Raw genomic sequence first — 22,489 nt, forward strand, 5'->3', positions numbered from 1 at the left:
TGATCATGGCGATCTTCAACAAGGACATGGTGGCGCTCGCGACCGGCAACACGCTATGGCAGAAGGAAGTGTACCGCGACGCCAAGGTGCAGATCGTACTGATGAGCATCCCGGCGGGCGAGGAGATCGGGATGGAGACCCACCCGGCCGACCAGACCACCTTCATCGTCGCGGGCGACGCGACCGTCGTGATCGCTGGCCAGAGCACCAAGGCCGGCCCGAACCACATGATTGTCGTGCCCAAGGGGTCGGAGCACAACATCACCAACAAGGGGACGGGCGAGCTGAAGCTCTTCTCCGTCTACGCACCGCCCGCCGAGCCGGAAGGCGCCGCCTTCAAGACCAAGGCGGAGGCCGAGGAGGCGGAGAAGGGTCTGCTCGAGCGCGCGGGCGAGAAGGTCAAGGAAGCGCTCGGCCGCTGACCTCGTGCCGGGTTGGCTCGTTGCGGGAGGGTGGGGGCTGCTCGGCGGCTCCGCCCTCCTGCTCGGTGCGCTGGTTGCCTGGTTCGCGACGCTTCCGGCCCGGCTGATCGCCGCGGTAATGGCGGTCGGGTCGGGCGTGCTGATTTCCGCCGTCGCGTTCGACCTGATGGATGAGGCTTACCGCACCGGCGGGTTCCGGGCGGCGGCGGCGGGGTTCCTGACCGGCGCGCTGGTGTACACGCTGGCGAACGTTGCGCTGAGCCGGTCAGGAGCGCGCCACCGCAAGCGATCCGGATCGGAGCCTCACGCGCGCCAGCCGGCGGCCGATGCCAACTCCGGTGCCGCGATCGCGATCGGCGCGCTGCTCGACGGCATCCCGGAGTCGGTCGTGATTGGGACGAGCCTGATCGGCGGCGGGCGGGTCAGCGCGGTGATGGTCGCGGCCGTGTTCCTCTCCAACGTCCCCGAGGGGCTGGCGAGCGCCGCCGGAATGAAGCGCGCAGGCCGGTCGGCCAGCTACGTGTTCGGTGTCTGGGGCGGGATCGCGGCAGCGTCCGGGCTGGCGGCGGCGTTCGGGTATGTGGCGCTCGGTGGGGCGGCGCCGGCGGTGCTTGGCGCGGTGACCGCGGTTGCGGCCGGGGCGATCCTTGCGATGCTTGTGGACACGATGATCCCGGAGGCGACCTCCGCCACCCACGCATATTCGGGGCTGATCGCCGTGATCGGCTTCCTGGCCGCGTTCGTGCTGAGCAAGGCCGGCGGCTGATCCGGCACCAACCATGGTCAGCGCGCGTTCAGCCGCTGTCTGGTAGGAATATTGCCATGAAGATCATCCCGTCACTGCTGAGTGCCGCCGCGCTGGTGGCGCTGCCCGTCGTCGCCGTTGCGCGCGACACGCCCGATCAGGAACTTGCCAAGCTGCTCGCCGGGCGTGTGGCCGGTGAACCGGTCAACTGCATCGATCCGACCTGGAACGCGACCAGCACGATCATCGACGGCAAGGCCATCGTCTACCGGGTCGGAAGCAAGCTCTACGTCAACACACCCCGCGCTGGCGCCGAGAGCCTGCGCGACGACGACATCCTCCTGACGCGGATCTGGGGAACGCGGCTGTGCAGCATCGACAACGTCCAGCTGATCGACCGCAACGCGCGCTTCCCGCGCGGTTTCGTGATCCTGGACAAGTTCGTGCCCTACACCAAGCCGAAGACGCAGTAAGGATCAGGCGGCAAACAGGGGAAGGGCGCTCTCCTCCGCGCGCTCGGGGAAGCTGGAGACGGTGACCCCGACCAGGCGCACCCCCTTGATCGTCGGCAGCACCGTGCGCACGAGGTCGCGCGCCGCCGCCTGGAGCGCCGCCTCGCTCGCGACCGGATCGGCGTAGGTTCGGCTGCGGGTCACCTGCTGGAAGTCGGCGTATTTAACCTTCACCGTCACCGTTCGGCCGAACGACTGCGCCCGCGCGCACCAGCGCCAGACGTCGTCGGCCATGCTCCGGACCCCGGCCTCGATCGCGGCGTCGTCGACCAGGTTCTCGCGAAACGTGGTCTCGGAGCCGGAAGACTTCCGCACGCGGTGCGGGTTGACCGGACGGTAATCCTCCCCGCGCGCGATCGCGTGGTACCAGTCGGCCGCGCTGCCGAAATGCCGCTGGAGGAAAGGAAGCGGGCAGGCGCGTAGGTCACCGCCGGTCCTGATCCCCAGCGCCTCCATCTTGCGCGCGGTCACCGGCCCGACACCGTGGAAGCGCGCAACCGGGAGCGTCTCAATCCAGTCCGCGGCCATGTCGGGGGTGACCGCAAACTGACCGTTGGGCTTTCGGTGGTCGGAGGCGAGCTTCGCCAGGAATTTGTTGTACGACACGCCCGCAGACGCGGTCAGCCCGGTTTCCGCCAGGATGCGCGCGCGGATCGCCTTGGCCGTCAGCCAGGCGGTGCCGAGCCCCTGCCTGTCGTCGGTCACGTCCAGATAGGCCTCGTCGAGCGAGAGCGGCTGTATGAGGTCGGTGAACTCGGCAAAGATCGCGTGCACCTGCTGCGACACCGCCTTGTACACCTCGAAGCGCGGGCGGACGAACACCAGGTCTGGACAGCGGCGAAGCGCGGTGACCGAGGGCAGGGCTGAGCGTACGCCGAAGCGCCGCGCCTCGTAGCTGGCGGCCGCGACCACGCCGCGTGGCGATGCCGATCCGACCGCGACGGGAAGGCCGCGCAGCGCCGGATCGTCGCGCTGCTCCACCGACGCGAAGAACGCGTCCATATCGACATGGATGATCTTGCGAACCGGCGCATCCATCACCGGGATATAGCATACCGTGAACGGAAGGGGAACGATGAAGCCGTTAGGAATGAGAGCCCGATTATGACCTTACCGGTACATGCATCTGCTAGCGCGATCGACGCACCCGCCCTGCGCCCGACGCTTCGGAGAAAGCCCAAGCGACGGTGCCGGCACGCAGATGCTTAGCGCCCGCCAGGCAGGCCGTTTCCAGGTTTTCTGTCGGGTCGGTAGGATCAGGACGCGGTGCCAACGGGCAGACGAGATAGTCGCCATCAATCGCGGACATGTCACCGATGTGCAGCGGAACCGCTCGCGCCTGCATCGGGATAAACTCGGATGGTTCTGGCGCACCCGGCTGGTAGATTACGTATGCGCCGGGGCGGCCATCACGAAACGCGATACGCGTCGAGTACCAACCGTTTACCGCGAACAAGCTGCCGCTTCGCCAAGTGCAGCCCTCCTTGTGGACTGCGTCCGCAGCAGTCCGGCATGCCGCAAAAGGCTTTGAATCGCTGGCGGGTGTCGTAGCGACAATCGCGGCGAGAAGGAGAGCGGATATCGCGGTCATGGCGCTTCTGTACCCCGTGATGAAAGCGAGCGTGAACAACCATTCGACGCAGGTCCCGACTGTTATCCGGCGCTGTGGAAACTCCGGCGTCATCTGATGCGGCCTGCGGAACGTGCGTCAGCGGTACGGAGGAGCACGTCAGGCAGCCAGCCTTCCAACTCGGGTGAGTTAGGAGGTCAGCTCCTCCAGCAGCGCGGCAACACGTCCGAGTCGCTCGGCCGGCTCTTCGATCTGCTCGCGCAAGAGCAGCCGGCCGTTCTTCTCCTCGAGACCCGCTCCCGCCGCGTCGATCAAGGCGCCGCGCCTCGGCTCAAGGGCGATCGCCGCGGGCCCAGCGACGATCCGAGCAATGCCGAGCTCGCGCGCGGCACCGCGAAGACGGAACAGGGCCAGCAACGCGTGCGCCTCCGCCGGCAGCGCGCCGAAGCGATCCTCGAGCTCCGCCTCCAGCGCGTCGATGTGCCGCGCCTCCGTCAGCCGTGCTAGCCGCGCGTAGATGGTGACGCGCAGTTCCTCGTCCGGAATCCAGCTGTCCGGCAGGCGGGCGTCGACACCGAGCGCGATCTCGGGCGTCCAGCGGTCGACCTCCTCGCCGCGTGCGCGACGCAGTGCGCCCTCCAGCAGCTGCTGATAGAGGTCGACGCCGATCAGCTTCATGTGACCGGCCTGGGTCTCGCCGAGCAGGTCGCCGGCCCCGCGCATGTCGAGATCGCGCGCGCTGATCGCGAAGCCTGCGCCCAGCCGGTCGAACGCCTCCAGCGTACGGAGGCGCTTTAGGGTCTGCGGCGCAATCTCGTGATCGGCCTGCGTGAACAGCAGCACCTGGCCCCGCCGGCTGCCGCGGCCGACGCGCCCGCGCAGCTGGTGCAGTTGCGACAGGCCGAAGCGGTCGGCGCGGACGATCACCATCGTGTTCGCGCGCGGCACGTCGAGCCCGGCCTCGATAATGTTGGTGGCGAGCAGCACGTCGCCGTCGCCCCGTCCGAAGCGGACCATCGCCTCATCGATCTCGGCCGGCGGCAGCTTTCCGTGCGCGGTAAGCACCTCCAGCTCGGGCACCAGTTTGGCGAGTTGCTCGCTCAAGGGAATCATGTCCTCGATCCGCGGCACGACAACGAAGCTCTGCCCGCCGCGGCTCTTCTCGCGCAGCAGCGCGGCGCGGAGCGTATCGGCGGAGAAGGCGCCGACCGTGGTCCGAATCGGCTGACGCCGCGCCGGCGGCGTCGCGATGACGGAGAGCTGCTGCAGGCCGACCAGCGCGCTCTGCAGCGTCCGCGGGATCGGCGTCGCCGACATGGCGAGCACGTGCCCGGCCGACAACGCGCGCAACTTCGCCTTGTCGGCCGCGCCGAAGCGCTGCTCCTCGTCGATGACGACCAGCGCGAGCCGATCATAGGCGATGCCCTTGCCGGCGACCGCGCCGGTGCCCACGACGATGTGGATCGTGCCGTCGGCGAGCCCCGCCTTCACCCGCTTCTTTTCCGCCGCGCTTGACAGCCGCGACAGCCCGGCGACGACGACGTCCGAGCCCTCGAAGCGATGGGAGAAACTCTCCAGGTGCTGGCGGGCGAGGACGGTGGTGGGGGCGGCGACCGCGACTTGGTGCCCGGCAAGCGCGGCGATCGCCGCCGCGCGGAGTGCAACCTCCGTCTTGCCGAAGCCGACGTCGCCGACCACCAGCCGATCCATCGGCCTGCCCGACGCGAGATCTGCGCGCACCGCTTCGATCGCGCGCGCCTGGTCTGCTGTCTCGGTGAAGGGGAACCCGGCCGCGAACCGCTCATAGGCGGCGACGTCGGGATCGAGCACCGGGGCGTCGCGGGTTGCGCGTTCGGCAGCGAGCGCGGTCAGCTGCCGCGCGCTCTCCGCGATCGCGGCGTCGATCTCACCGCGGCGCTTCTGCCAGCTGCTGCCGTCGAGCTTGTCGAGCGTCACCGCGTCCGCATCCGCGCCGTAGCGCCAGATCCGGTCTGCCTCCCCAACGGGGGTCAGCCGCACATCGTCGCCAGCGTAGCGCAGTTTAATCGCGTCGCCGCCCTGTTCAAGCTCGCCCGACAATCGCTCCAGCCCCGCGACCAGCCCAAGTCCGTGATCCTCATGCACCACGACATCCCCGACCCGCACCTCGCCGAAGTCGAACAGCGCGGTATCGGCTGCTGCACTCGGTCCGCTTTCCCGCTGCGCGCGGCTGCCGAGCAGATCGGCGGCGGCAACGGCGAGCACGTGGTCGCGGCGGAAGCCGCGCTCGATCGGCACGGCGAGCGTCAGCAGCGCGCCCGGCTGTGCCGACGACACTGCTGCCCAGCTGCCGATCGCGGTTGCCTCGACCTTGAGCGCGCGAGTCACGCGCGGCGTCAGGAAGCGCAGGTCGCGAGTGCTGCCGAGCAGGACCACGCGCCCGCCGTCGGCCCAGACCGCGCGCGCCTCCTTCGCCAGTGCGCGGAGTGGCGCCTTGTGCTCGACGAACCGGGGCGGCTCATCGCCCTGACGAGTGATCGACAGTTCCGGATGCTCGGCGACAGCCGCCTGCCAGCCTTTCTCGTCGACGACGTCGCGGGCGGCGCGGCCGGGCCGGCGGCGATCGATCTCGGCACAAAGCGCGAGGAAGCGGCGGCGGCGCTCCTCGGCGCGCGGCTCGATGTAGAGCCGAGCGCCCTCGGCGTGGGTAAGCAGGGTCGTCCGCGTCTCGCTCAAGGCCGGCTCCGCCACGCGACCGAGTTCGCGCATCTCGATCGTGTCGATCGATCGCTGGTCGCCGGGGTCAAAGGTACGCAGGCTGGCGACCTTGCCGTCCGCTGCCTCGATCCGGAGCGGAAAGTCCGCGTCGGCGGGAAAGATGTCGATGACCTGACCGCGCAGCGCAACCTCGCCGGGTTCGTCGACACGCTCGTCGGCGAGATAGCCGATGTCGAGCAGCTCGCCGTAGAGTGCTTCGAGGTCGATCGGTGCGCCGGTGCGGACGATCGGAGGCTCCGCATCGAAGTCTTCGGGCGGCGGATAGGCGCGGGCGAGCGCCTCCCCGGTGGTGACGCATGCGATCGGACCGCGCGTCTCTTCGCCCCGTGCGTGACGCAGCGCGCGCAGCGCGGAGACGCGCTGGCCGATGTTGGCGGGGGAGGCGGGCGTGGCCTCGCCCGGGAGAGCATCGCTAGGTGGGCAGAAGAGCACCGTCGCGTCCGGCGTCGCGGCCGCGAGCGCCGCTGCGACTGCAATCGCCCGCGCCTCGTCGGCGACGGCGGCGAGGATGTCGCCCCCGTCGAGCTGCTCGGCGAGTGCGATCGCGAGTTCGCCGACTCCCAGCACGGTGGGCGGGGGAGTCTTGGCGGCACTGGGCATGGTGGAGGGAGCTTTCGAGGTGAGCATCGCCGAACGGTCGGGTGCGGCCGCCGTTCCGCCGTTCAAGGGAGTCGGTGGATCGCGAAGGCGCGGTCGCCCGCGATCTCGGTCGTGCGAAAGCGCAGCGCGCCGTTCGTCGCCTCAGCGTCCGACGCCGGTGCCGCGCGACCGGTGATCGTGTCCCACGGCGTGATCCGGTAGCGACCCGTCGGCATCGGAAGCGACACGTCTGTGCGATCCGTGACGATCGCCTGGTCGACGCGGCCGTCGCTCAGCCGCCTGCCGCGGCGCAGCAGCCAGACGAGCGCCTGCCGATCGTCCGCGCAGGCGAAGCCGTGAAAGCCGCGGGCGCGCGCGTCGATCGTCCGTCGCCGGAAGCGTGGCCAATCGATCAGCGGCAGGAAGCCGGTCATCGCGCGCTGCGCCTGTCGCATGCCCGCGGTTAGGACGTGCGGGTGCCGGTTCGGCCAGCGCATTCCGCCGCCAACACCGCCGCTCGCCAGATGCGCCCAGCTTAGATGTCGGAAGTATTCGTCGTCGAACGGCTCCGGCAGCGTCCGGCGATGGTCCTTGAAGCTGTGGATCGGGCCGTGCTCCGTGTCCAGAAACGGGCGGTCGTCCCGGATCTCGGCCAGGCTCTCGCGCACGATCCGGCGCATGGCGAGCGCCGGCGTCACCGTGTCGCGCGGCGCGTCGATCGTGCCGGTCGCGTAGATGTGGATGGAGGCGAAATCGAGATCGGGGTGGCGGTAGATGGGATCGCGCATCGGCATGTCTGGGCGCTGAACCAGCTCCGGTCCGAACAGCGACACCGTCTGTGGGTGGGCGCGGCCGTAGAGCTCCAGCTCCAGCGTGCGGACGTGCTGCGACAGGTCGGCGATGAACTCGGGAAAGCAGTCTGCGCTGTCCTCCGCCTGGCCGTAGTGGATCTCGTTCCACAGGTCCCAGGCGAACAGGGCGCCCGACCCGCCCCAGCGCCGGGCGGCGAAGCTCAGCCGGTCCTTGCTGAGCGTCCGCGTCGCCGGGCAGAGCAGCAATCGCGAGGGATGGGCGAGCGGTCCGCCGTTGGCGCTGTTCCACGGATGGTGGCGCCAGTGGAACCAGGTCCAGAAGGTGTCCACCGGGGTCAGCAGTATGCGCAGGCCGACGCGCCCGCACAGGTCGAACAGATCATCCCATAGCTGCACCATCGCCGGCACGGGCCTGCCCGCCGGACGATCGAAGTAGCGGTGGCGGACCTGCGCATATTCCAGCATCAGCCGCAGGCAGGTGACGCCATGGTCGGCGAGCCAGCGGAGGTGCCGCTCGACCGCCGCAACGTCGCGGCGGTGGAACAGCGGCGCGAGCTCGGGCCAGGTGATCGCGTCGTTCTGGCCGATCGGCGTCCAGGGCTCCCCATCTTCCGTGACGAAGTAGGGCGCGTCAGGGGCGACGGTGATCCAGGGGAGGGCGCGTGGCTCCATCGCGCTCTCTTGCCCGGCGCCGCTGATCCGCGCCACGCACCACCGCCTCTTTCTTCCTAACGCACGTCAGCTTCAGCATTTTTCGGCGGAACGGCCGGAGCGGCGACCCATTGACCGGGCTCATCGTAACGTCGGCGGACCGCCGGCCAGACCGCCCAAGGAGACCCGATCCATGCCGATGCTTACCCCCTGATCAGGTGTGATCGACCTTTATCGCCGGGCTGAAGGACGCGCACGGCGTCGAGAACCAGGCGCTCGCGCTGATCGACCGCCAGCTCGATCACCTCGCCAACTATCCGGACGTCGCCGCCAGTCTCCAGCAGCACCGCGGCGAGACCGAGCAGCAGCTCGTTCGGCTGGAGGAGATCCTCGACGGCTTCGGCGAGAGCCGCTCGCTGCTGAAGGACGCCGGGCTCACCATCTCCGGCAATCTCGCCGCGATCGCGCACACCTTTGCGCCCGACGAGATCCTGAAGAACAGCTTCGCCAACTTTGCGTTCGAGATTTTCGAGGCGGCGGCCTACAAGTCGCTGATCACGATGGCCGACGCCGGTTCGTTCACGAACGCGGTCGCGCTGTTGCAGCAGTCGCTCGGCGAGGAGCAGCGCATGGCCGCGTGGGTCGACGAGAATAATTCCAAGCTGACGCTGCAGTATCTAGAGCGGCGGAGTGCCGGTGAGACGGCCAGTCATTAACTTGATCTAAGTGTATCGGGGGAGCCGCGCTCCCCAGATCGCAGCTAAAGTGCGTAACTTACATCAGGATAACTAATTAGAGCTGAAAACATCAAGTCGCTGATCCGTTGATGGGCTGGGCAGGGCGCCCGACATCATCGGAGACGGCAAGATGTACTATCACGACAAGCGACTCCAGTACCCCGTGACGGTCGAGAAGCCGGATCCGCGATTCGCGCGCATGCTCCAGCAGGCGATCGGCGGTGTGGAAGGCGAGATCCGTGTCTGCATGCAGTATTTCTTCCAGGCTTGGGGCAATCGCGCGCCGACCACCAAGTACCGCGACATGCTGCTCAACACCGCGACGGAGGAGATCGGCCATATCGAGATGCTGGCGACAGCCGTCGCGCTGAACCTGGAGACCGCGCCCGCGTCACTGCAGGAGGATGGTGCCGCGGACGGCATCGTCGGTGCGGTGATGGGCGGCGGCAGCGCGAAGGCCGAGATCGAGGGACTGATCCACAAGAACCTGCTCTCGGGCGGGCTTGCGGCGATGCCGATGGACTCGGACGGCGTGCCGTTCAACATGAGCCACATCTATGCCAGCGGCAACGTCGCGGCGGATATGTACTGCAACGTCGCGGCCGAGAGCACGGGTCGCGTGCTCGCCGTTCGTCTCTTCAACGCCGCGGCGGACGACGGCATGAAGAAGATGCTCCACTACATGATCGCGCGCGACACCATGCACCAGCAGCAGTGGCTGGCGGTGATCGAGGAGCTTGGCGCGGAAGCCGGCAACCTGCCCATCCCCAACAGCTTTCCGCAGGAGATGGAGGACCAGGCCAACAACTATAACTTCTACGTCACCTCCGTTGACGGCAGCTATCCGGAGGGACGCTGGACGACAGGCCCGACGCCGGATGGAAAGGGCGAGTTCACCGTGTTCCGCAACGAGCCGCTAGGGCCGGAACCGGTTCTCGGTGCCGCACGGCCCGACAGCGGCGCGCAGGCGCAGCAGATCGGCTGAGCGACTGGCGGGACCGGCGCCGGTGCCGGTCCCGCTTCAATCAAGCGGGTGACGCATGAAGATCCATCACCTGAACTGCGGCACGGACTGCCCGCTCGGCGGCGCATTGTTCGACGGGCGGAGCGTCGGGCCGCTCGGACGCATCGTCTGCCACTGCCTGCTGATCGAAACCGACGCGGACGGACTGGTGCTGGTCGACACCGGCTACGGCCTCGCCGACGTGCACCACCCGCACCGGCCGCCATCGCCGCGCATCACGCTGCCCTGGCGGCTGATGCTCAACATCCGCCTGCGTGAGACCGAAACCGCATTGCGCCAGGTCGAGGCGCTTGGCTTCAAGGCAGCGGATGTCCGCCACATCGTGGTCACGCACCTCGACTTCGATCACGCCGGTGGGCTGGAGGACTTTTCGGATGCCACCGTTCACGTGATGGCGCGCGAGTATGACGATGCGACCGGCCCACGCGCTAGCGTCGTGGCCCGCAATCGCTGGCGACCGCGGCAGCCGGACGGGGTGCAGCAATGGCAGCGTTACGGCGCGCGTGGCGAGCCCTGGTTCGGCTTCGACGCGGTGCGCGATCTTACCGGTTTGCCGCCGGATATCCTGCTGGTGCCGCTGCCGGGCCACACCTGGGGTCATGCCGGTGTCGCGGTGCAGACCGGGGAGGGCTGGCTGCTGCACGCCGGTGACGCCTACTTCTACCGCGAAGAGATGCGGGGTGCTCGGCGGCGCTGCACCCCTGGGCTCCGCGCCTACCAGCGCCTGATGGAGGTCGACGCGCGCAGCCGCTTGCTCAATCAGGCGCGACTGCGCGAACTCTCAATTGGGCGGGCAGGGCAGGTGACCATCGCCTGCGCTCATGACCCGGTCGAATTGGAGCGGTGCCAAGCGGGGCAGCCGTTGTAAGGCTAACCGCGCTGTTCCGGCTCCGGACCGCGGTCGGGCTTGGCTCCAGCGTTGGCGTTCTCGGCGCTGCCGGCGGTCTCCGGATCAATTTCCTCGGTCGGGGCGCCGGTGCCATGCGCCTCACCATCAGATGAGACGCGCAGTCGTTTGTCGCCCTCGCGCCACTCTGCCTGACCGGTGGAGTCATACTCCTGGCCCGAGTAGCCGCCGCCGGTCCCGACCGCGCCAAGCTTCGGTTCGGGGTGAGCGAACGGAGGCGCCTTGCCCTGATCGGGGCTGATGTCGCGGTCGTCAGTCATTGAATGCCTCCGAATAGGCCGCGCCGACCGGTTCGCGCGAGTCCTGCTCCGCCTCGGCGATCGCCTGAAGCACCATCCGCTCCCAGACCGCCGGATCGCCGACCGCGGCCATGCCTTGCGACGGTTCGCGCAGCGTCTTCAGCACCGATAGCGCCTGCTGCCGGTACGCCTGCCAGGTCTCCTCGACCGCCGGCGAGGCCGAGCGCTCGACACCCGCGGCATTGGCGCTGTGATCGTTGCCTGCGAGCACGCGGGCGATCCGCTCGACCGGGGTCGTGTGGGCGATGTCCATGGCGCTCCTCCGCTGTGTAACCAGGGTAGAAAGCGCGTGAGCGTCACCCCTGTTCCGTCAGGGCGGCGAGCCGATCCACCTCCCGATCGATCAGGTCGTGGAGCGCCGAGATGAGCGGCTTCACCTGCAGGTCGGGCCGGAGCAGGCGATAGTGGAGCAGTCCGATCGACAAGGTAGTCAACGTGTCTGACATCAGCTCCCGCTCGGCGGCAGTCTTGTCGCCCGGAGCGAGCAGCGCCAGCGAACCCTTCAGTCGCATCCGCAAGCCATCGAGCATGTTGGTGAAGATCGCGGCGATCCGGTGGTTGCGCGACGATTCGGCGACGATCTCGGCGAACAGGCGGGCGTCCTCCAGGCTGTCCTCCGGCTCGATGAAGCCGTGGAGCCAGGCGCGTACGCGCTCGCGGTCGCCGGCGACGATGGCGGTATCGAGTTCGTCGAATTCGAGCACGCGGGCGCAGTCCGCCTCAACCAGGGCGGCAACAATATCTTCCTTGGAAGCGAAGTCGCGGTATATCTGCCCGACCGCGATCCCGGATTCCTTGGCGATCTGCGCCATGCCGGTCGCATGAAAGCCGTTGGCGATGAACAGCTTGCGTGCCGCATCGACCAACTTGACGCGCCGAATCTCCGCCTTGCTGAGCGGTACGTCAACGCACGCGTCCATCCAGGTCATCTCAAATCCTCATTGCGCCGGGTTGACGCCCAACCCATCTTCGCAGTAGCAGCAAATGTGAGTGATCGTTCACTCACACGTTCTCTCATCGGAATCGCTCATGGTCAATACGCGTCACGGCGCCATCGCGCTCCTCCTCGTGCTCGCCAGCTGCGGCGGTGGCGGCGAAGGTGAAGGCCAGGGCAAGGGGCCGCCAGGCGGCGCGCCGCCGCCGACTCCGGTCGGCTACGTGACCGTGCGTGAACAGCCGGTGACTCTCACCACCGAGCTGCCGGGCCGCACCGCGCCGTTCGAGACGTCGGACGTGCGCCCGCAGGTCAACGGCATCGTGCTCGCGCGCCTGTTCACCGAGGGCGACGTGGTGCGCGCCGGTCAGCCGCTCTACCGGATCGATCCCGCCCCGTACCAGGCAGCGGTCGCCAGCGCGCGCGCCGCGCTGCAGCGTTCGCAGTCGCAGATCGGCGCCACGGCGGCGCTGTCGCGGCGGTACGGCGAGCTCGTCCGGATCAACGCGATCTCGCGCCAGGAATATGACAATGCGGTCGCGGGCGCGAGCCAGGCGCGGGCGGACGTCGCCGCGCAGCAGGCTGCGCTCCGCTCCGCCCAGATTGATCTCGGTCGCACCACCATCCGCGCGCCGATCACGGGGCGGATCGGACGGTCGGTGTACACCACCGGCGCGCTGGTGACGGCGGCGCAGACCGAGCCGCTTACCACGATCCAGCGGCTCGACCCCATCTATGTCGACATCCAGCAGTCCTCGGCCGACCTTTTGAAGCTGCGTGAGCAGGTGCTGGCGGGCAACGTCTCGCGCAGCGGCGGCGCACGGGTGCGGATCAAGCTGGAGAGCGGCTCCACCTACCCGCAGGAGGGGACGCTTCGCTTCGCGGACGTGACCGTCGATCCGGCCACCGGATCGCAGACGATCCGCGCGCTCGTGCCCAACCAGCAAGGCCTGCTGCTGCCGGGCATGTTCGTGCGTGCCGAGCTGGTGGAGGGCGTTCAGGGACGCGCCTTGCTGGTCCCGCAGCGCGCCGTCAGCCGCGACGAGCGTGGCCGCCCGACCGTGCTTGTCGTCGGGCAGGGCAACAAGGCCGAGCCGCGCATGCTTACCACCAACCGTACCCAGGGCACCGACTGGATCGTCACCGGCGGGCTCCGCCCGGGCGACCGGGTGATCGTGGAGGGCGCGATGATGCTGCGCCCGGGCATGGTCGTGAACCCCTCTCCCTTTGGCCAGCGTCCGGCTGCGCCGCCCCAGGGCGGCCGCCAGGCTCAGCCCCAGGCACAAGCGAAGTAAGCACCCATGTCCCGCTTCTTTATCGAGCGCCCCATTTTCGCATGGGTGCTGGCGATCGGCGTCATGCTGGTCGGCATCCTCGCGATCCGGACGCTGCCGGTGTCGCAGTTCCCGGACATCGCGCCGCCCTCGGTCGCGATCACCGCGACCTATCCGGGTGCCGACGCGCAGACTCTGGAGAACACCACCACCCAGATCATCGAGCAGCAGCTGAAGGGGATCGACAACCTCCGCTACTTCTCGTCCTCCTCGGCCTCGGCCGGCACCGCGACGATCACGCTCACCTTTGAGCAGGGGACGGACCCCGACATCGCGCAGGTCCAGGTACAGAACAAGCTGCAGGCGGCGACGCCGCTCTTGCCCCAGGAAGTACAGCGCCAGGGCATCGTCGTCGGCAAGGCGACGCGCAACTTCCTGCTGTTCGTCGGCCTGTATTCCGAGACCGGCGAGCACGATGCCGACGACCTGGCGGACTATGTCGCGTCGCGCATCTCCGACCCGTTATCGCGGGTGACGGGCGTCGGCGAGACCCAGATCTTCGGCTCGCAATACGCCATGCGGATCTGGCTCGATCCGGTGAAGCTCAGCAACTTCGCGCTCACCGTCGCCGACGTGACCAGTGCGGTCAGCGCGCAGAACGCCCAGGTGTCGGCAGGCCAGATCGGCGCCCTGCCGGCGCCGCGCGAGCAGATGCTGAACGCGACCGTGTCCGTCTCGTCGCGGCTCTCGTCGCCCGAGCAGTTCGGGCAGATTCGCCTCAAGAGCAACGCCGACGGATCGATCGTCCGCCTGCGCGACGTCGCCCGGGTAGAGATCGGCGCGGAGAACTACGGCTTCACCGCCCAGTGGAACGGCAAGCCCGCCTCCGGCATCGGGATTCGCCTGGCGCCGGGTGCCAACGCGCTCGACACGGTAGAGGCCGTGAAGACGCGCGTGAACGAGATCGCCAAGCAGTTCCCGCCTGACGTCAAGGTGATCTACCCGTATGACACGTCGCCGTTCGTGCGGCTGTCGATCGAGCAGGTGGTCGAGACGCTGGTCGAGGCCGTGGTGCTCGTCTTCCTCGTCATGTTCCTGTTCCTCCAGAACTTCCGTGCGACGCTCATCCCGACGATCGCGGTGCCGGTGGTGCTGACCGGGACGTTCGCGGTGCTCGCCGCCTTTGGCTACTCGATCAACACGCTGACGCTGTTCGGCATGGTGCTCGCGATCGGCCTGCTGGTCGACGACGCGATCGTGGTGGTCGAAAACGTCGAGCGTCTGATCGTGACGGAGCACCTCAGCCCCAAGGAAGCCGCCCGCAAGTCGATGGACGAGATCTCGGGCGCGCTGATCGGCATCGGCGTGGTGCTGTCGGCGGTGTTCCTGCCGATGGCATTCTTCGGCGGGTCGGTGGGCGTCATCTACCGCCAGTTCTCCATCACCATCGTGTCGGCCATGCTGCTGTCGGTGGCGGTCGCGCTGATCCTGACGCCGGCGCTCTGCGCCGCCATCCTGAAGCCGCACGATCCGAACAAGACGGAGGGCAATGGCCCGCTGAAGCGCTTCTTCCGCTGGTTCAACAACAATTTCGACCGCGGGCGGGAGAAGTATGAACGGGGCGTCCGCGCGACGGCGCGGCGCTCCGGCCGCTCGCTGATCGTCTTCGCGCTGATCGTCGCCGGGCTGGCGGTGCTGTTCACCCGCCTGCCGTCCGGCTTCCTGCCCGATGAGGACCAGGGCGTGATGATCGCGCTGGTGCAGGGGCCGCCCGGTGCGACGTCCGGTCGTACCCAGGTCGGGCTGGATCTGGTCCGCGATCACTTCCTGAAAGATGCCGGCCAGGCGATCCGGGGCGTGTACACGATCAACGGCTTCAGCTTCGCGGGCGTCGGCCAGAACAGCGGCATCGCGTTCATGCCCATGAAGGAGTGGAAGGATCGTCCCGGCGCCGAGAACAAGGCGCAGGCAGTGATCGGCCGCGCGATGGGCGTGTTCTCGCAGTACAAGGACGGCCTGATCTTCGCGGTCATCCCGCCTGCCGTGCAGGAGCTCGGCAATGCGACCGGCTTCGACCTCCAGCTGGTGGACGAGGGCGGGCTGGGTCACGAGCGGCTGCTCGCCGCGCGCAACATGATGCTCGGCATGGCATCCCAGAACCCGTCGCTGGTCGGCGTGCGCCCGAATGCGCTCGACGACGCGCCGCAGCTGAACGTGGAGGTCGACCAGGACAAGGCGCGCGCGCTCGGGCTCGACCTCGCCACCGTCAACAGCACGATCGCGACCGCTTGGGGCGGCTCCTACGTCAACGACTTCATCGACCGCGGTCGCGTGAAGCGGGTCTACGTCCAGGCGGACCAGCAGTACCGGATGGCGCCGGAGGACATCTCCAGCCTCTACGTCCGCGGCGAGGGCGGCGAGATGACGCCGTACACCGCCTTCTCCACGCTGTCGTGGAAGCAGGGGCCGACGCAGCTGACCCGCTACAATGGGCAGCCGGCGATGGAGATCCTGGGCCAGCCGGCGCCGGGCGTCTCTTCCGGTGACGCGCTGCGGGCGATGGAGGAGATCCAGCAGAAGCTGCCGCCCGGCACCCGGCTGGAATGGACCGGGCTCAGCTACGAGGAGCAGCTCTCGGGCGGGCAGGCACCTTTGCTCTACGGGTTGTCGCTGCTGATCGTCTTCCTCTGCCTCGCCGCGCTGTACGAGAGCTGGTCGGTGCCGATCTCGGTCATGCTGGTGGTGCCGCTCGGCATCCTGGGAGCGGTGCTCGCCGCCACCCTGACGGGGCTCAACAACGACATCTATCTGCAGGTCGGCCTAATCACCACGATCGGCGTGTCGGCGAAGAACGCGATCCTGATCGTGGAGTTCGCCGAGGAGAAGCTGCGCGACGGACTGTCGCCGTTCGAAGCGGCGGTTGAGGCGGCGAAGCTGCGGCTCCGTCCAATCCTCATGACCAGCCTTGCGTTCGTGTTCGGCGTCATGCCGCTCGCCTTTGCCGATGGTGCGGGCGCCGGCGGACAGAATGCGATCGGACGCGCGGTGGTCGGCGGAATGCTGTCGGCGACGGTGCTCGCGATCTTCTTCGTGCCGATGTTCTTCGTGGTCGTGCTGCGTCTGTTCGGACAGGGCGGCAAGGCCGACCCGGCCGTCGACGACGAGCCGCACGGCCGCCCGGCGCCGCAGGGAGCCTGACCCAGATGATTCGTACCTCGACCTTCCTGCTGCTAGCGGGCGCCTCGCTGCTGTCCGCGTGCAACCTGGCGCCCGACTATGAGCGGCCCGCCGCCGCGGTGCCGCCGACCCTGCCGCAGGGCGGCGTCTACCCGGCACTCGCGCCCGGCGACGTCGACATCAGCCGGATCGGCTGGCGCGACTTCTTCACCGACGCGCGGCTTCAGACGGTGATCGCGCAGGGGCTGGAGAACAACCGCAACCTCCGGATCGCGGCCGGCAACGTGCTCCAGGCGCGCGCCCGCTACCGTATCCAGCGAGCGAACCAGCTGCCGACGGTCGGCGCCAACGCCGGCGTCACCTTTACCAACAATCCCTTCGGCGCGCAGGCGGCGGGGACTGGTGGCGGAACCGGCGGCGGCACCGGAACCACGCCGGGTACGGGCACGGGCACCAATCCCGGGACCGGCACGGGGACCAACCCTGGCACGGGCACGCCCGGCGCCAATCCCGGGATCGGCTCCACCTCCAGCGACCTAGAGATTTACCAGGTCGGGGTCGGCGTCTCGGCGTTCGAGATCGACCTGTTTGGCCGTTTGCGCAATCTCAGCCGCGCGGCGCTCGAGCAGTATTTCGCGACGGAGGAGGCGCAGCGCGCGACCCGCATTAGCCTGATCGCCGAGATCGCGACCGCGTGGCTGACGCTCGCCGCCGACCAGGACCAGTTGCGCCTGTCGCGGGACACGCTCGGCGCGTTCGAGCAGACCCGGCGGCTGACGCAGGAGCAGTTCCGGATCGGCGTGGCCTCCGAGCTCGCCTTCCGCCAGGCCGACACCCAGTATCAGCAGGCGCTGAACGACATCGCCGCGCTGGAGACCCGCGTCGCGCAGGATCGCAACGCGCTGGATCTGCTGGTCGGAGCACCGGTTGCGGAGAGCTCGCTCCCGAATGGGCTGGGGCAGGGCGGGGCGACGATTCCGACGCTGCCGGCGGGTCTCTCATCCGAGATCCTGCTGCGTCGCCCGGACGTGCTTCAGGCCGAGCGGCAGCTCCGCGCGGAGAACGCGAACATCGGCGCGGCGCGCGCGGCGCGCTTTCCGACCATCTCGCTGACCGCGACGCTGGGCACGATCAGCACCGCGCTGTCTGGCCTCTTCGCCGGCGGCAGCTATGCCTACAGCGTCGCGCCGGGCGTCTCGCTGCCGATCTTCGACAATGGGCGGATCGGCAGCAACATCCGCCTGGCCGAGGCAAACCGCGAAGTCGCGATCGCCACCTATGACCGGGCGATCCAGACCGCGTTCCGCGAGGTCGCCGATGCGCTCGCGCAGCGCGGGACCATCGAGCGGCAGGTCGGCGCGCAGACGACGCGCTCGCAGTCCGCGCAGGTCGCGGCGCGGCTGTCCGATGCGCGCTACCGCGCAGGGATCGATTCGTTCCTCAACGCGCTCGATGCCCAGCGCACCTCATACGCGGCGCAGCAACAGCTGGTGACCACCCGGCTGGCGCGCGACACCAATCTGGTGGAGCTCTACCGCTCGCTGGGCGGCGGCTTGCAGGAGCGTGATCCCGCTGTTCCGGCGGAGCCGCCGGCGCCCTGATCCGCCCCCTCATCCAGGCTCTTGCCAACGCCCGCGAAAGGCGTAGCTTGATCTCCATAAGAATAGGAGAGCGAGCGATGGCATCCGTGCACCCCTCGTCCGTCGACCCGGGCGACGAGAGCCTCATCATCCTGCAGAGCCTGCTGTGCCTTCTGCGCGAGAAGAACATCCTGAGCCGCGCCGACATCGAGGAGCTGACCCACAAGGTCGCCATGCGGGCGGCGGGCAAGGCGGACGCCTCGCTGCCGTGCTGCGCCGAGGCGGCGAGTGCGGCCTCGAGGGAGCTGGAGCGCGTCACCAGCTACATCGGCCAGCGCTACGGCGGCAAGCACGCCCGCCTTCCGAGCTGAGCGACTTCTCGACCCAGGCCTTGAGCCCGGGTCGCGCTGGCGTTGGCGTTGGCGTTGGCGTTGGTAGGGGACGAGATCCCGGATAGTATCCGGCGTGTCGGCGTCGCTACTACGTCCAGTACAGCACCCGCGCCTGCGGCAGGTTTTCGGCGATGCGCTGCTCGAAGAAGCGGCGCAGCTCGGCCATGGTCGCGGCGTCATAGACCTGCTTCTCGGACCCGAACTTCGTTCGCTTTGTCGTCCGCGCCGCCTCCGACATGTCGAGCGCCGAGCCCGGGTACCAGCTCTCCAGCACCGCCTTCGACCCAGCGGTGAAGCGGTGGGTAATCAACTCGATCGTGAGGTCCACGGCCGCTACATCGGCGAGCGCCGCGGCCGCATCGTCGATGAGCGTGCCGTACGCCTCCTGCCAGCCGTCGGCAGCGATGATCGGCGCGATCGTTAGGCCCACCGGATAGCCCGCCAGCGCCATCTGCCGCAGCGCGGACAGCCGGTCCGCCACGCGCGCGGTCCCGCCCTCGAATCGGGCAAAGGCGCGTGGATTGACCGACGCCCGCATCCGGGTGCGGCCGCCGTGATCGAGCGCGAGCAGCGGCTCGACGCCCGCGAACTTGGTCGTGAAGCGCAACTGCACCGGCGCTTTCCACCGGCCGAACCATGCGATCGTCGCCGCAAGCGCTCCTGTCAGCGGCTCGAGCGCGAGCGGGTCGGTGTAGCATGATGCCTCAAACGTCGTACCCTCGTGCGCACGGGCACGACTGCGTGAGGTGACGCTGCCCTGACCCAGATAGGCGGGCAGGCCGGCCAGTATCTCTTCCAGGTTGGCGTACACGCGCGTGATCGGCGGCCCTTTCAGCGACCCCGCCAGGTAGCAGTAGCCGCAGTGCGCCGGACAGCCCTCCGCCAGGTCGACCCGCCAGTCGGCGCTGGGGGCGATCGGCTGCAATCGGCGCTTGGACGGCGGCGCGACCACCAGCGCGACGGTCTGCTTGGCCGCGGCATAGGCGCGCGCCGGCTCGACGGGCAGGTCGAGGGAGAAGCGGTCGCCCGGCAGTTCGACGATCTCGCTACCCAGTAGCGCCGCGCGGCGCATGACCTCGCGCGCATGGTCCCACTCACGCGCCGCCCGCGTCACGAGCAGGCGACGGGGGCGCCACGGCCGCTCGACCGTGCCAGGCCGGGCGGCGGATGGCGTCATCGATGATTTAACCCGCTTCGGCCGCGCCGGTTGCTTCGGGCAAGCGATTTAGCATGCCGGAAAACGGGCGTTCTCGCGGGAACGGCGCACGAGTCGGAACGTTCGTTGAACAGGCATACCTTTGTGGCGAAGGAGAGCAGGTGCTGTTCGGGCACGTTATCCGCATGGTGGACCGGCTCACGACCCGTCGCGCGGCAGCCGATGCCGCGGCGGGCGCGACCGTTCAGCAGGATGCGGCCGCGCCGATCGCAACGGCACCGCCGGCTGCGGCCGCTCAGCCTCCGTCGCTGCCGCTCCGCGAGGTCGACGGCGTCGCGCACGCGCTCGGCGACGCCTATGCGCCGGGCGACGATGTTCCGCCCGAAATGATCACGCTGATGCTCCAGCTTGCCCGCGACGGATCGGGAAACCGGGCGTCCGGCTGACGCGTCAGCTCGGGTGCGCCGACAGGTCGGCGTCAGCCGCGTTTTTCGGAAAGCCGTCGCGCTGCGGCCCGGCATGAGGGCCCTCATCGGATGCGGCGAGTTGCTCGAGGTCATTTTCGCTGATGACCACCAGGTCGCCCGTCGTATCGCGCACCAGCGCGGAAAGGGCGGCGCGCGTGACCGCATGCTGTGAGACGGTGAAGGCATCGACCGCCTGGCCATTCGGCGGCGTCCCGGTCAGTGCCTCCAGCACGCTGTAGCGGACGGCGAACCGCTGCGGCTCGCCGTCGATGGCGCCGCTGAACTCGACCTGGCGCTCGTCGCTGTTGTCGAACACGCTCGTCGGGTCGATCGTCAGTCGGTTCTCGCCCATGTCGTTCTCCTGTCGGGTTGCGTCGATCAAGCGCCGAAGACGCCTGCCGGTTCCGCCTTGCTCACCGCGGCATCAGCACAGGGATCTCGCGAAGCAGCTCGCGCGCCAAAAATCCGAGCGGCGCGACCGACCCCGCCAGCACGCGCCCCGCCTCGCCGTGTAGCCATACCCCCCATGCCGTCGCCACGAGCGGCGTTGCTCCGCGGGAGAGCAGTGCACCGATGATCCCGGCGAGTACGTCGCCCGAACCGCCGGTCGCCATGCCGGGACCACCGCCGGGGTAGTGGAGCAGGGCACCGTCGGGTGCCGCCACGTGGGTTTCGGTGCCCTTGAGCGCGACGACGGCGCCCATCCGCGCCGCAACCTCCTGCGCAATGTCGGCGGCGTGCGCGCGGACCTCGTCGATCGGCTTGCCGGTGAGGCTTGCCATCTCGCCCTCGTGCGGGGTCAGCACCAGCCGCCCGTCGCAGCTGCTGAGCTTCTCCTGCGGCACCGCCCCGGCGTTCGCCGCCGCCGCGGCGTCGAGCACCAGTGCCGCGTCGGCGCCGGCCAGGCGCGTGGCGATCTGCGTTGCCGCCGCCTGATCGCCCATGCCGACCCCGAGCACCACCGCGTCGCTCGACTTGGCCGCGGCGTCGAGCGCCGGACAGTCGCCACCCGTGATCTCGCCCGCGTCTTCCCGCAGGGCAACGATCCCGGCTTCGGGGAAGAGCGTACCGATCAGCGGCGCGACGCTGGCGATCGTCGCAATTTTCACCTTGCCCGCGCCGGCGCGCAGCGCCGCCTCGCCGGTCAGCCGCACGGCGCCGGGAACACTCGCCGCGCCGCCCACGATCAGCACACGACCCCGGCTGTTCTTGCTTACCTGTCCGGTGATCGTGGGGAGCGGATTGGCGGCGCGCCAGCCGGCGTCGATCTCCGTCACGCGGCCGCTCCCTTGCGGTCAGGTTCGGCCGTGACCGGCGCATCCTCCGCCATGATCGGCATGACGGCGTTGTAGCGGACCAGGGCGAGGCCGCCGCTACGCCCCGCATCGGGATCGAAGCGGTACTTGGTGACGGAGCAGTTCGCGACGTCGCCTTCTCTGTCGATACCCAGGATCTCGGCTTCGCTCAGACCCTCGATAATATAGCGCAGGCAGAGCACCACCACCTGGTGCGCGACGATCATGACGCTGCGCCCCGCGTGGTGCAGCGCCACGGTGTCCATCAGCGAGCGAAGCCGGAAGATGACGTCGCACCAGCTCTCGCCTCCCGGCGGGCGATGGTAGAATTTGCCCAGCAGGCGCCGGAACTCGGCCTGCTCGGGATGGGTGGCGAGGATGCCCGTGGTGGTCAGACCGTCGAGGATTCCAAACTCCTTCTCGCGCAGTCGCTCGTCCGTGCAGATCGGCTCGTCAGCGATCTGGCAGCCGCCCGCGTCACGGAACAGGCGCGCCGTCTCCTGCGCGCGCAGGTAGGGGGAGGCGAGCAGCACTTGAGGTCGATCGGCGGCGTCGTTCTGCGCGAACCAGCGGCCTAGCGCAGTCGCCTGCTCGATGCCGGTTGCGGAGAGCGGCACATCGACGTCGCGCCCCGCGATCACGATGCGCTCGGCACCTGCCGCGTCGGCCGCCTCGCGCGCGACATTGCCGGCGCTTTCGCCGTGGCGAACGATCCACAGGCGTTCTGGCCAGCGTTGTCCGATCATGCGGCGACCCGCCTCGCTACGTCATTATGAGTGCTCATGGTGTCTCCCTGCCGGGCGACAACCGGGTTCGCCGGAGCGAGTTCCGCGTCGTCGAGGAGAAGCCTTTCCGCGGGTAGGCCAAAAAAGTTGGAACAAATCGCTTGACGATCCAACAGCGCCCTCATATTTGGGGCGAACCGACGGACGCGGCGCTGCCGATTGCTCCTTGGTCGCCCACTCGCTGAGATGCGGACCGGTTCGCCGGAGATTGTGGGATTGCTCTTTACCTGGCGACAGGGCCGAGGCGGTAAGCCAAGGCGCTGTTCGCTGTGGCCTTTTAGTGGAGGCCATGCTTCTTGCCAACGGGCTTGAAGCGGGTCGCTCTTTGACATTGTTGATTTGATGAAGGGACATGTGGGCGGCGGTTTGCCGGCACTGGGTGTTTTCGAGGCGCCTGGTTGTTGGTTAAATTTA

Annotated in this window: 22 protein-coding genes; 11 read left to right on the forward strand and 11 right to left on the reverse strand. The window is 68.6% G+C overall.

Annotated elements, in window-relative coordinates:
* Positions 1-5 precede the first annotated feature (5 nt).
* From CRO12_RS11860 to CRO12_RS11870, 3 genes are read left to right on the forward strand one after another with little or no spacing between them, the layout of a single operon-like run.
* On the forward strand, positions 6-422 hold the full coding sequence (locus CRO12_RS11860) for a cupin domain-containing protein (protein ID WP_097064337.1): 417 nt from the start codon (positions 6-8) through the stop codon (positions 420-422).
* A gap of 4 nt (positions 423-426) precedes the next feature.
* Entirely contained in the window at positions 427-1,188 is a 762-nt protein-coding gene (locus CRO12_RS11865; protein ID WP_097064195.1) for a ZIP family metal transporter, read from the forward strand.
* A gap of 56 nt (positions 1,189-1,244) precedes the next feature.
* Positions 1,245-1,640 carry a hypothetical protein gene (locus tag CRO12_RS11870; protein ID WP_097064196.1) on the forward strand — a complete coding sequence of 132 codons (396 nt, stop codon included), beginning with the start codon at positions 1,245-1,247 and terminating at the stop codon, positions 1,638-1,640.
* 3 nt (positions 1,641-1,643) lie between these two features.
* Here CRO12_RS11870 and dinB read toward each other — a convergent pair whose 3' ends face one another.
* The 4 genes from dinB to CRO12_RS11885 all read right to left on the reverse strand — a co-directional run bounded on the left by dinB (position 1,644) and on the right by CRO12_RS11885 (position 8,069).
* On the reverse strand, positions 1,644-2,717 hold the full coding sequence (dinB, locus tag CRO12_RS11875) for a DNA polymerase IV (protein WP_218838891.1): 1,074 nt from the start codon (positions 2,715-2,717) through the stop codon (positions 1,644-1,646).
* A 91-nt stretch (positions 2,718-2,808) separates the two neighbouring features.
* Entirely contained in the window at positions 2,809-3,270 is a 462-nt protein-coding gene (locus CRO12_RS17780) for a hypothetical protein (protein WP_144033601.1), read from the reverse strand.
* Positions 3,271-3,438: 168 nt separating this feature from the next.
* Positions 3,439-6,606 (reverse strand): TRCF domain-containing protein, encoded by a 3,168-nt coding sequence (locus CRO12_RS11880; protein ID WP_179640997.1) that lies wholly within the window; start codon positions 6,604-6,606, stop codon positions 3,439-3,441.
* A 62-nt stretch (positions 6,607-6,668) separates the two neighbouring features.
* Positions 6,669-8,069, reverse strand: coding sequence for a glycoside hydrolase 5 family protein (locus tag CRO12_RS11885; RefSeq protein ID WP_144033602.1), 1,401 nt, complete (start codon positions 8,067-8,069; stop codon positions 6,669-6,671).
* Between the two features lie 263 nt (positions 8,070-8,332).
* Here CRO12_RS11885 and CRO12_RS11890 point away from each other — a divergent pair, with 263 nt between their 5' ends.
* From CRO12_RS11890 to CRO12_RS11900, 3 genes are all read left to right on the forward strand, one after another.
* Positions 8,333-8,764, forward strand: coding sequence for a DUF892 family protein (locus CRO12_RS11890; RefSeq protein WP_245858458.1), 432 nt, complete (start codon positions 8,333-8,335; stop codon positions 8,762-8,764).
* A gap of 151 nt (positions 8,765-8,915) precedes the next feature.
* The gene (locus CRO12_RS11895; RefSeq protein WP_097064201.1) at positions 8,916-9,770 is read left to right on the forward strand and encodes a manganese catalase family protein; all 855 of its coding nucleotides are present in this window, start codon (positions 8,916-8,918) and stop codon (positions 9,768-9,770) included.
* A 55-nt stretch (positions 9,771-9,825) separates the two neighbouring features.
* Positions 9,826-10,677: an MBL fold metallo-hydrolase gene (locus CRO12_RS11900; protein ID WP_097064202.1), complete on the forward strand. Its 852-nt coding sequence runs from the start codon at positions 9,826-9,828 to the stop codon at positions 10,675-10,677.
* Between the two features lie 2 nt (positions 10,678-10,679).
* On the opposite strand, the gene CRO12_RS11905 is transcribed toward CRO12_RS11900, so the two are convergent.
* Genes CRO12_RS11905 through CRO12_RS11915 form a run of 3 tightly spaced genes read right to left on the reverse strand, consistent with a single transcriptional unit; the run spans position 10,680 to position 11,944 of the window.
* On the reverse strand, positions 10,680-10,976 hold the full coding sequence (locus CRO12_RS11905; protein ID WP_097064203.1) for a hypothetical protein: 297 nt from the start codon (positions 10,974-10,976) through the stop codon (positions 10,680-10,682).
* Positions 10,969-11,268 carry a hypothetical protein gene (locus CRO12_RS11910; RefSeq protein WP_097064204.1) on the reverse strand — a complete coding sequence of 100 codons (300 nt, stop codon included), beginning with the start codon at positions 11,266-11,268 and terminating at the stop codon, positions 10,969-10,971. Before CRO12_RS11910 ends, CRO12_RS11905 begins: the two co-directional genes overlap by 8 nt.
* 43 nt (positions 11,269-11,311) lie before the next feature.
* Positions 11,312-11,944 (reverse strand): TetR/AcrR family transcriptional regulator, encoded by a 633-nt coding sequence (locus CRO12_RS11915; protein ID WP_097064205.1) that lies wholly within the window; start codon positions 11,942-11,944, stop codon positions 11,312-11,314.
* A gap of 100 nt (positions 11,945-12,044) precedes the next feature.
* Between CRO12_RS11915 and CRO12_RS11920 the strand changes: the two genes are divergently transcribed.
* From CRO12_RS11920 to CRO12_RS11935, 4 genes are all read left to right on the forward strand, one after another.
* Complete coding sequence (locus CRO12_RS11920; RefSeq protein WP_097064206.1) at positions 12,045-13,244, forward strand: efflux RND transporter periplasmic adaptor subunit; 1,200 nt, start codon at positions 12,045-12,047, stop codon at positions 13,242-13,244.
* Between the two features lie 6 nt (positions 13,245-13,250).
* On the forward strand, positions 13,251-16,421 hold the full coding sequence (locus CRO12_RS11925; protein ID WP_097064207.1) for an efflux RND transporter permease subunit: 3,171 nt from the start codon (positions 13,251-13,253) through the stop codon (positions 16,419-16,421).
* A gap of 5 nt (positions 16,422-16,426) precedes the next feature.
* Entirely contained in the window at positions 16,427-18,001 is a 1,575-nt protein-coding gene (locus CRO12_RS11930) for an efflux transporter outer membrane subunit (protein WP_097064208.1), read from the forward strand.
* Positions 18,002-18,078: 77 nt separating this feature from the next.
* Entirely contained in the window at positions 18,079-18,351 is a 273-nt protein-coding gene (locus tag CRO12_RS11935; RefSeq protein ID WP_097064209.1) for a hypothetical protein, read from the forward strand.
* A gap of 109 nt (positions 18,352-18,460) precedes the next feature.
* Here CRO12_RS11935 and CRO12_RS11940 read toward each other — a convergent pair whose 3' ends face one another.
* Positions 18,461-19,549, reverse strand: a complete 1,089-nt coding sequence (locus CRO12_RS11940) for an SPL family radical SAM protein (protein ID WP_097064210.1) — start codon at positions 19,547-19,549, stop codon at positions 18,461-18,463.
* A 140-nt stretch (positions 19,550-19,689) separates the two neighbouring features.
* Here CRO12_RS11940 and CRO12_RS11945 point away from each other — a divergent pair, with 140 nt between their 5' ends.
* Positions 19,690-19,974, forward strand: coding sequence for a hypothetical protein (locus tag CRO12_RS11945; protein WP_097064211.1), 285 nt, complete (start codon positions 19,690-19,692; stop codon positions 19,972-19,974).
* Positions 19,975-19,978: 4 nt separating this feature from the next.
* On the opposite strand, the gene CRO12_RS11950 is transcribed toward CRO12_RS11945, so the two are convergent.
* From CRO12_RS11950 to CRO12_RS11960, 3 genes are all read right to left on the reverse strand, one after another.
* Positions 19,979-20,311 (reverse strand): hypothetical protein, encoded by a 333-nt coding sequence (locus CRO12_RS11950; RefSeq protein WP_179640999.1) that lies wholly within the window; start codon positions 20,309-20,311, stop codon positions 19,979-19,981.
* A 97-nt stretch (positions 20,312-20,408) separates the two neighbouring features.
* Positions 20,409-21,272, reverse strand: a complete 864-nt coding sequence (locus CRO12_RS11955; protein ID WP_097064212.1) for an NAD(P)H-hydrate dehydratase — start codon at positions 21,270-21,272, stop codon at positions 20,409-20,411.
* A complete protein-coding gene (locus tag CRO12_RS11960; protein WP_097064213.1) occupies positions 21,269-22,036 on the reverse strand; it encodes a histidine phosphatase family protein in 768 nt (255 codons plus the stop codon). The genes CRO12_RS11955 and CRO12_RS11960 overlap by 4 nt, the downstream gene beginning before the upstream one ends.
* Positions 22,037-22,489: the final 453 nt, after the last annotated feature.

Origin of the sequence: Sphingomonas guangdongensis (assembly GCF_900199185.1) — a bacterium.
GTDB classification, from domain to species: domain Bacteria; phylum Pseudomonadota; class Alphaproteobacteria; order Sphingomonadales; family Sphingomonadaceae; genus Sphingomonas; species Sphingomonas guangdongensis.